Annotated in this window: 8 protein-coding genes; 7 read left to right on the top strand and 1 reads right to left on the bottom strand. The window is 60.9% G+C overall.

Annotated elements, in window-relative coordinates; genetic code table 11:
* The 6 genes from JOY50_RS18855 to JOY50_RS18830 form a co-directional block, all read left to right on the top strand.
* Positions 1-3,671 (top strand): immunoglobulin-like domain-containing protein (locus tag JOY50_RS18855; protein WP_238342572.1); only part of this gene is annotated, 3,671 nt, incomplete at its 5' end.
* A gap of 264 nt (positions 3,672-3,935) precedes the next feature.
* A complete protein-coding gene (locus JOY50_RS18850) occupies positions 3,936-4,277 on the top strand; it encodes a hypothetical protein (RefSeq protein ID WP_012269973.1) in 342 nt (113 codons plus the stop codon).
* Between the two features lie 197 nt (positions 4,278-4,474).
* Positions 4,475-5,374, top strand: coding sequence for a TauD/TfdA family dioxygenase (locus JOY50_RS18845; protein WP_132842646.1), 900 nt, complete (start codon positions 4,475-4,477; stop codon positions 5,372-5,374).
* Between the two features lie 17 nt (positions 5,375-5,391).
* Positions 5,392-6,411, top strand: a complete 1,020-nt coding sequence (locus JOY50_RS18840) for an ABC transporter substrate-binding protein (protein WP_086975894.1) — start codon at positions 5,392-5,394, stop codon at positions 6,409-6,411.
* A 6-nt stretch (positions 6,412-6,417) separates the two neighbouring features.
* Positions 6,418-7,281, top strand: coding sequence for an ABC transporter ATP-binding protein (locus tag JOY50_RS18835; RefSeq protein WP_132842648.1), 864 nt, complete (start codon positions 6,418-6,420; stop codon positions 7,279-7,281).
* A gap of 14 nt (positions 7,282-7,295) precedes the next feature.
* Positions 7,296-8,159 carry an ABC transporter permease gene (locus tag JOY50_RS18830; protein WP_132842650.1) on the top strand — a complete coding sequence of 288 codons (864 nt, stop codon included), beginning with the start codon at positions 7,296-7,298 and terminating at the stop codon, positions 8,157-8,159.
* Between the two features lie 111 nt (positions 8,160-8,270).
* Here the strand turns inward: JOY50_RS18830 and JOY50_RS18825 are convergent, their stop codons facing one another.
* Complete coding sequence (locus JOY50_RS18825) at positions 8,271-8,828, bottom strand: WYL domain-containing protein (RefSeq protein ID WP_132842652.1); 558 nt, start codon at positions 8,826-8,828, stop codon at positions 8,271-8,273.
* A 207-nt stretch (positions 8,829-9,035) separates the two neighbouring features.
* Between JOY50_RS18825 and JOY50_RS18820 the strand changes: the two genes are divergently transcribed.
* Complete coding sequence (locus JOY50_RS18820; RefSeq protein ID WP_023047948.1) at positions 9,036-9,830, top strand: tetratricopeptide repeat protein; 795 nt, start codon at positions 9,036-9,038, stop codon at positions 9,828-9,830.
* Positions 9,831-9,887 lie beyond the last annotated feature (57 nt).

The following is a 9,887-nucleotide window of genomic DNA, read 5'->3' as shown; positions in this document are numbered from 1 at the left end:
TGACCGCGACCCCGTCGGTAACCGAAGGCGGCGTGATCACCTACACCGTGACGCTGACCAACAAAGACGGCCTGCCGATCAACAACCACAACGCTCTGACCTTCACGCTGAGCGACGGCAAGACCGTTATCACCGTACCGGCCAATGGCACAGTGGGGACTGCGACTGTTATCGCGCCGGACAACATCTATGTGGGCACCAATGACCCTGTGATCAAAGCGATCGCCTCGGTCAGCGGCACTGATGTTGGCAAGTTCGAGCAGCTGACCCTGGACAAGACCCCAGTCAGCACCGCCGTCACCGACGAACCGGGTTCGGGCACTCCGGGCACGGGCAACCAAGGCGACGTCACCACAGTCGGCATCACCGGCACCACTTCGCTGACCGAGGGCGAAACAGGCCAGTACACGCTGACCCTGAGCAACGCCTCCAAGGCCGAAGTCACGATCACCCTCAGCTACAGCGGCACCGCCAAAAACGGTGAGGATTTCACCGGTGTCACCACCGTGAAGATCCCGGCCAACAGCACAGGCACAACGTTCAACATCGCTACCATCGACGACAAACTGGTCGAAGGTACCGAGAACTTTGTGGTGAAGATCGAGACCGCCACCGGTGGCAACTTCGAGAACCTGCAGGTTGATAGCAGTAAATCGAGCGTGACTACCGCCATCCTCGACAACGACAACCTGCCGGTTTCAACTGGTGGCGCGGTGTTTGGCGTGGAAGACACCGATTACGTGTTCGCCTGGAGTGATTTCAAAGTCACCGATGCCGATGGCAACACTGGTCTGTCCGTGACCATTACCTCGATCCCTGGCGCCGGCAGCCTGCAGTTCTTCAACGGTACTGCGTGGGTGAATGTGACCGTTGGCCAAGTAGTCAGCCAGGCCGATATCACTGCCAAGAACCTGAAATTCGTGCCGGCTCTCAACCAGTCGGGCTCGGATAACTACGGTGGCAATGGCGTGGGTAACCAGAAGGCCGACTACGCACAGTTCAAGTACAAGCCGAACGATGGCACCAACCTGGGCAGCGAAGTGACCATGAAGGTCGACATCAGCCCGGTAGCCGACAAACCGACGCTCAGCTTCGGCAGCGCCGATATCGACTCCAAGGGCCTGACCAAGGAAGTCTGGACCAGCCTCAAAGGCCTGGGTACTGGTGGCAATGGCATTACCGGTGATGATCTGAAGACGGTATTTACCAACTCTGGCACTGCCAACTCCAGCACCACCACTACCAACGTGCAGTCCGATGGCAGCGTCACTGCTGGCACCGGCTCGAAAACGTCGGGCCTGATCTACCTGGAAGCCGGCAAGACCTACACCTTCAGCGGTACTGCCGACGACAGCTTCGTGGTCACCATTGGTGGCAAGACTGTGGTCACGGCCACCTGGGGTGCCGGTGGCCAGGTTTCGGGTACCTTCACCCCGAACACCAGTGGCTACTACCCGATCGAGGTCTACCATGCCAACCAGTCTGGGCCAGGCAGCTATGACCTGAACATCCAGGTAGGCTCGGGTGCGGTCACTGACCTGAGCAGCTCGAACATCAAGATGTATCAGAACGTGACCGAGATGGCCAATGCTGGCCTGGGCGTGTCCGACCTGCACACCGTGAATGGTCAGAGTTACTACGACGGCTACAAACTGAATGAAGGGCCGGAAGGTGGCTCGGTGAAACTGGTCGGTATTACCACTGCCCTGACCGACACCGATGGCTCCGAAACCCTGAACGTTAGCCTCAGCGGCATTCCGAAAGGCACTGTACTCAGCGATGGTGCAGGCCACACGGTCACGGTAGGCAGCGCACCGGTAGATGTAACCGGCTGGAAACTCAGCGGCCTGACCCTGACCCCGCCGACCTACTACAAAGGCTCGTTCGACATCACGGTCACCTCGACTGCCACCGAAAGCCTCGGCGGTTCGGCCATCACCACCGGCAACATCCCGGTCACCGTGTACGGCGCAACCTACAAGGCCAGCGTGGGTACCTCGGGCAATGACACACTGACCGGCAGCGAAGGCAACGACATCATCGTCGCCGACGTGTCGGGCCTGAACGTGGTGGCGGGCAAGAACTACAATATTGCGTTTATCGTCGACAGCTCGGGCAGCATGAGCGATGCGTCTATTGCCGCAGCCAAGACCCAGTTGGCGTCTGTGTTTGCCACCTTGAAAGCCAGCCTGGGCTCGGACACCTCGGGCACGGTCAACATCTTCCTTGTCGACTTCGACACGCAGGTCAACAAGAACGTAGCTGTGAACCTTGCCGATCCTAACGCCTTGAATGACCTGCAAGCGGTCCTGAGGTCGATGCAGGGCGGGGACGATGGTGGTGGTACGAACTATGAAGACGCGTTCAAGACCACTGCCAACTTCTTCAAGAGCGCGGTCGCGACCAGCAACACTGGCGCCGAGAACCTCACGTACTTCATTACCGACGGTAAACCGACGTATTACCAGAAAGATGAAGTTACCGATGCCCGCCTGTGGTCTGGCGGCAAGACCCTGGATGAAGTCGTGAACGTCAACAACTACAAGGTTGGCGGCACTTACAGCGATTGGGCGGACTCGACTCACAAGGTCGATATCAACAGCGCCGGGGTCGTTAAAGTCACCACTTACGGCAAGGACTGGTGGGGCAACTTGTACGAGATCTCCAACCGCACGGTGGGGACCATCCATGCCCAGGGTGACGGCACTTACGAGTTCTCGAACCTCGGTGGTACCGGCAAGGCTAACAACACCAACTATTACAATGCTGCATCTGGCACGACCGATAGCTTTACATTGCTGGGCGGCAGCGACACCGTAGCAGGCTTGAGCAAGGTGCAGGCTATCGGCCTGAACAATGATGTCAGCCTTTTGGACCTGAAGCCCTACGATAGCGCCGGCAAACCGCAGACCAACATTGACCCATCTGATTTGGCCAAGGCGATTCTGGGGCATACGGAGGCCACATTGCCCGGCGCCGACACCATCGATGGCGGCAACGGCAATGACATCATCTTCGGTGACCTGATCACCCTCAATGGTGTTGTCAGCGAGGGCTATCAGGCCCTGCAGACCTACGTTGCGCAGAAGAGCGGTGTCGAAGCCAGCACCATTACCACCAGCAATGTCCACCAGTACATCACCGAGCACTACACCGAGTTCGATATCTCCGGTGCCAACGACGGCAAGGACTTCTTGTCCGGCGGCAATGGCAACGACATCCTCTTCGGCCAAGGTGGTAACGACACGCTCGATGGTGGCAGAGGTAACGACATCCTGCTGGGCGGTACTGGCAATGACACCCTGATCGGTGGCCACGGCGACGATATCCTGATCGGTGGCAGCGGTTCCGACACCTTCGTGTGGAAGGCGGGCGATTACGGCAACGACGTGATCAAGGACTTCAAGGTAGGTGAGAAAGACAAGATCGACTTGAGCGATTTGCTGCAAGGTGAGAAGGGCAGCACGATCGACAACTACCTGAAACTCACCACGGTGGAAGGCACGACCACGTTGCAAGTCAGCAGCGAAGGTAAGCTCAACGCCGCAGGTGGTATCGCCAACGCCGACGTGACCATCAAGCTGGAAGGGGTGAACTGGTCCAACACCACGATCAACTCGTTGATCAGCGGTGCTGACCCGACCATCATCATCCACAACAAAGACAGCTGATGCGCTAAAGGGCCGCTTCGCGGCCCATTCGCTCATCGCTGGCTGGCATGGTCCGAACCGGCAGGGCGCGGTCGTTGTAGGAGCGGCCCGTTCGCGACACAAGGCCGCTCCTACAGGGATGGCATCATGCAGGCAAGGCCATTACCGGCTCTTTCCCGCAACCCCCACCACAGCGCATACTCTGGCGCCGGGCCTGCGCGCCCGGCGATCTTTGCCTATGCTGCTGTCTACCAACAAGGAACCAACGTGACGAGGGACACCGCCATGTTCTACGTGCAACGCGACGCCGCTGGCCAGTTGCTGCGGGTAGAAGCAGCCGCTTTTGACCAGTTCACCGAAATGCTCCCCGCCGACCATGCCGATATCCAGGAATGGTTTGCCGATGACGTCGTGGAAAACAGCCTCAACCAGCTCAAGCAAAGCGACCTGGACATGATCCGCGTGCTTGAGGACCTCATCGACGTGCTGACCGCCAAGGGTGTGTTCAAGATCACCGACTTGCCCGCTGGCGCACAGGCCAAGCTGCTCAACCGCTCCACCGCGCGCAAGGCGCTCAGCAGCCTCAACAACCTGATTGACGAAGAAGAGCAGGGCGGGCTGATCTGACAGCAGGCCAGCCCGGCGACAGTGATATGGTTATGCTTTAAAGGTATTTAAAATATCGCCGTTATGACTTTATAGTCACACCACTGCGTACCCGTCGACCAATCGATGCGCCGCACGACTTGAACCCACACGGGAAATCCCCGTGCGTTTCTGATCGTTGCGCGCCATTGAAGTCGCGCACTGCGTGGGAGTGATAAATGTCAGCCGCCTCGAACGCCTTGTCGACCATCGACAGCGCCCAGCCGCAAGTTTTCGAAATCCGCCCGTTCTCCGGTGCCGTAGGCGCCGAGATCATCGGCCTGGACCTGGCCAAACCGGTCAACGCCGAGGATTTCGCCCGTATCCATCGCGCCCACCTCGACCACCATGTGCTGGTGTTCCGCGACCAGCGCATCAGCCCGGAACAGCAGATAGCCTTCAGCCGCCGCTTTGGCGAGTTGCAGATCCATGTGCTCAAGCAGTTCCTGCTCACAGGTCATCCCGAGATCCTGATTGTTTCCAACATCATCGAAAACGGCCAGAACATCGGCCTGGGTGATGCCGGCAAGTTCTGGCACTCCGACCTGTCGTACAAGGCGCTGCCCAGCCTCGGTTCCATGCTGCATGCCCAGGAACTGCCCAGCGAAGGCGGCGACACGCTGTTCGCCGACATGCACAAAGCCTGGGACGCCGTACCCGACGTCCTGCGCAAAATAGTCGAGGGCCGCAGTGCCGCTCACTCCTACACCGCCCGCTACGGCGAGACCAAATTTGAAGGCAACTGGCGCCCGACCCTGACCGCCGAACAGTTGGCGCAGGTACAGGAAGTCATTCACCCGGTGGTTCGTACTCACCCGGAAAACGGCCGCAAGGCGCTGTTTGTCAGTGAGGGCTTCACCACCCGCATCGTCGGCCTGCCAGATGATGAAAGCCGCGACGTGCTGCAACAGCTGTACGCCCTCAGCGTGCTGGAACAGAACATCTACCGCCACCAGTGGCAACCCCACGACCTGGTGTTCTGGGACAACCGCTCGCTCATTCACCTGGCCACCGGCTGCCCCGCGCACCTGCGCCGCAAGCTGTACCGCACCACCATCCAGGGCGACGCCCCGTTCTGACGACTGAGGACATCATCATGCGCAAATCCATCAGCCGCCTGGCGGCAAGCATCGGCCTGGGCGCAAGCCTGGTCGTCGGCAGCCTGGCTGCCCCTGCAGTAGCCCAGGCCGAAGGCAAGATCCGCATTGCCGAACAGTTCGGCATCGTCTACCTGCTGCTGAACGTGGTGCGTGACCAGCACCTGATCGAAAAGCACGGCAAGGAGCAGGGCATCGACATCGAAGTCGACTGGGCCCAGCTGTCGGGTGGCTCGGCCATCAACGACGCACTGCTGTCCGGTTCGGTAGACATCGCCGGCGCGGGTGTCGGCCCGCTGCTTACGGTGTGGGACCGCACCAAGGGTCGGCAGAATGTGAAGGCCGTGGCCTCGCTGGGCAACTTTCCGTACTACCTGGTCAGCAGCAACCCCAACGTGAAAACCATCGCCGACATTTCCAACAAAGACCGTATCGCTGTGCCGGCGGTAGGTGTTTCGGTGCAGTCGCGCTTCCTGCAGTACGCCGCTGCCCAGCAGTGGGGCGACAAGGAATACAACCGCCTCGACAAATACACCCTTGCCGTACCGCACCCTGATGCCACCGCCGCATTGCTGGCGGGCGGCACCGAGCTGAACGGGCATTTCTCCAACCCACCGTTCCAGGACCAGGTACTGGCCAACAAGGACGTGCATGTGGTGCTCAACAGCTACGACCTGCTCGGCCCCAACTCGCCGACCTTGCTGTTTGCCACCGAGAAATTCCGCAAGGACAACCCCAAAACCTACAAGGCCTTCGTTGATGCCCTGGCCGAAGCCGCAGACTTTGCCCAGAAAGACAAGGCCGCTGCCGCCGACACCTACATCCGTGTAACCAAGGCCAAGATCGACCGCGACGCGTTGATCAAGCTGATCGACAACCCGCAGTACGAATTCACCGTCACACCAAAGAACACCTACAAGCTGGCCGATTTTCTCTATCGGGTAGGCGCCATCAAGCACAAGCCGGAATCGTGGAAGGACTACTTCTTCCAGGACGAACGCCCGCTGCAGGGGAGCTGATCGATCATGACCGCCCCATTGCCAGGCCACACGGCCAGCAACCTGAGCCGTGTCGCAACGCCGCCTTTGCTCAAGGTGGATAACCTCAGCCTTGAATACCGCACCGCGCAACGCGTGGTGCGGGCCACCCACCAGGTCAGCTTCGAAGTCGACCGTGCCGACCGCTTTGTGCTGCTCGGCCCCTCCGGTTGCGGCAAGTCCACTTTGCTCAAGGCCGTGGCCGGTTTCATCCAGCCGCAGGAAGGGCAGATTCTGCTGCAGGGCCAAGCGGTCCGTGGCCCAGGCCCCGACCGCATCGTGGTGTTCCAGGAGTTCGACCAGCTGCCACCGTGGAAAACGGTAAAGCAGAACGTCATGTTCCCGTTGCTGGTGTCGGGCCAGCTCAAGCGCGCCGAAGCCGAAGAGCGGGCGCTGCATTACCTGGAAAAGGTCGGCCTGGCTGCCTTTGCCGATGCCTACCCGCACACTTTGTCGGGCGGCATGAAGGCCCGCGTGGCGATTGCCCGGGCCTTGGCCACGCAGCCAAAGATCCTGTTGATGGATGAGCCGTTCGCCGCCCTTGATGCGCTGACCCGGCGCAAGATGCAGGAAGAACTGCTGCTGCTATGGGAGGAAGTGCGGTTCACCCTGCTGTTCGTGACCCACTCCATCGAGGAAGCGCTGGTGGTCGGCAACCGCATCCTGCTGCTTTCGCCGCACCCGGGCCGGGTACGGGCCGAAGTGCACAGCCATCAGTACGACCTGGGTAGCCTGGGGGGCAGCGACTTCCAGGCCAGTGCCCGGCGTATCCACCGTCTGCTGTTTGACGAGGTGGATACCCCGCAGCAGCCTGACGACATTGGCTTCAACGATATTCGCATCGCCTACTGACAGGAGCTTCAGCCATGACCACTACACCTGTACGCCAGGAATACGAGGTGCAGTTGGAGCCCCTGCTCAGTGTGCCTGTGGAACGACCACTGCCCTTGGCCCAGCGCCTGTGGCAGCAAGGCTGGCTGCGCAAGGCAGTTATCCTGCTGGTGATCGCTGTGCTCTGGGAGGCCGTCGCCCGCTATCAGGACAACGACCTGCTGTTGCCAGGCTTTTTGCAAACCGCCGCCGCCCTGTGGGACGGCATGATCAGTGGTGAACTGCCGGCCAAGGTTGGCGTGTCGCTGGTGATCCTGCTCAAGGGCTATGTACTGGGCATCGTTCTGGCATTCGGCCTGACCAGCCTGGCGGTTTCGACCCAGCTGGGCCGCGACCTGCTAGGCACGTTGACCTCGATGTTCAACCCGCTGCCGGCCATTGCCCTGCTGCCGCTAGCCTTGCTGTGGTTCGGTCTGGGCGACAATAGCCTGATCTTCGTGCTGGTGCATTCGGTGCTGTGGGCGTTGGCGCTGAATACCTACGCGGGCTTTCTTGGCGTCTCGGAAACACTGCGCATGGCGGGCCGCAACTATGGTCTGAAAGGGCTGCGGCTGGTGCTGCATATCCTCGTGCCGGCGGCCTTGCCGTCGATCCTGTCGGGGCTGAAGATCGGCTGGGCTTTTGCCTGGCGCACCCTGATCGCCGCCGAACTGGTGTTTGGTGCCAGCAGCGGTAAAGGCGGGCTGGGCTGGTACATCTTCCAGAACCGTAACGAGCTGTATACCGACAAGGTATTTGCCGGGTTGGCGGTGGTGATCCTGATCGGTTTGCTGGTGGAAGGCTTGGTGTTCAACACCCTGGAGCGGTTGACCGTGCGGCGTTGGGGGATGCAGCGCTGACCTGTACTGGCCCTATCCCCGGCAAGCCAGCTCCCACAGGTACTCCACAGGTCGCGAGGCTTGTGGCTTTCGTGGGAGCTGGCTTGCCGGCGATAGGGCCAGTACAGGCTATCAACTCAGGTACTGAGCTGCCGCATTGCTCAGGATCTTGCCAATCTCTTCCCGCAACACCGCAGGCTGCTCCACCACCAACCCATCCCCGTGGCTCAACAGCCACCAGCGCAATGGCCAGCCGTCACTCACCGTGGCCCGCAACCGATGCCCATGCTCCAGCGCCGTCAGCTGCATGTCGCTGCTCAACGGCGCATCGCGCAACTGCCGCGCCAGTGCATCGCTGATCCGCGCCACCAGCTCAACGCCCTCACCCTGCGCCGGTTGCAACGCATCCCCCCGCAGGTGTGTCAGCAAGTCGAAGTTACCGCGCAACTCGCCCACCGCACTCGCTGACCAGTGCCAGCCGAACGGGATGCTCTTGTCGTTGCGCTCCAGCGGAAAGATCAGCGACAGCTCGTTGAGGTCACGCTCGACAGTGCGTTTGCTGACCGTGAAGCCGACATCGCGCAGGCCCCAGACAAGCTCGGCGCTGGTAATGCCTGGGGAGCGGCTGGGCAGCAGGCGCAGCAGCGCCCACTGACGGCTGAGGGTGGCGCGAGTGGTGGCGAACGGCAAAATGTAACGTCCTTGTCTAGGCTTGCCGCAATAGGATGGCGGCACGCGTGTTGTATGGCAATTGGCCACAGCCTGCTCAGATCAAGGAACTCGCATTTGGTTGCCGTGTGCCGAATCGTTCGCGACAGGTTTTGACGTGACGTCACGCAGAATCACGCCTCATCACAGCCGAAGGTTGGGGTTGTGCGTCGTTCAATGAGGATGAACATGTCTGCTGCCAGCAATATCCATTCGCTGCTTGCCCGCCTTCTTCCCGAGCGGGTCATTGCGCCGCCGGCCCCGGTCGGGAGGCGACAGCGGCTGTTTGCCGGTGTGGGTTTGCCCAGCCAGCGCTCGATGCTGGTCAACCGACTGGATGAGGCCAGCGACCTGCAGGCGGTATATGCCGACCTGCGGCGCCAGGCGTTGCTGGGCAGCGTGGCGGCACTCAACGACCTCGGCTGGATCTGGCTCAACGGCAAGTACTGGCGTGCCGATACCGTGCTGGCCGGCCACCTGCTGCGCATGGCGGCCCTGCAAGGCAATGCCGCAGCCTGGTTCAACCTGGGGCAGCAGCATTACTTTGGCAAAGGCATCGACCCTTCCTACGTGCAGGCAGCGGAGTGCTACCGGCAGGCCTTCGAGCGGGGCATGCTCCACGCGGCCGCGGCATTGGGTGACCTGTATGAGGAGGAGGTGTGCGATGGCGACCTGGACTGGCAGGTCGACCTGGTTCAGGCCTACCAATGGTTCATGCGCGGGGCCGAGCGGGGTGAAGCACGCTGCCGCTTCGAGGTGGGTTACCGGTTGATGCACGGGCTGTATGTAGAGGCCGACCTCAAGGCCGCGCTGTACTGGCTGGAGCTGGCGGCAGCGGCCGGGGTGGTGCAGGCGGCGGAGGAGCTGGCGGTGCACTTCAGCAGCCGTGATGCAGCGCGCTATCAGGAGTGGCGGGACCGGGCGGTGCAGATGGGCAGCACACTGGCACTGACCATGAAGCTGGAAGACCAGATCCAGCCCTGAAATTTCTGCTGCTTGTACCGGCCCTATCGCCGGCGAGCCAGCTCCCACAGGGAATCC

The sequence above is a fragment of the Pseudomonas sp. BP01 genome (assembly GCF_022760795.1).
Lineage (GTDB): Bacteria > Pseudomonadota > Gammaproteobacteria > Pseudomonadales > Pseudomonadaceae > Aquipseudomonas > Aquipseudomonas putida_Q.
This window is presented reverse-complemented; position numbering and strand designations above follow the sequence as displayed.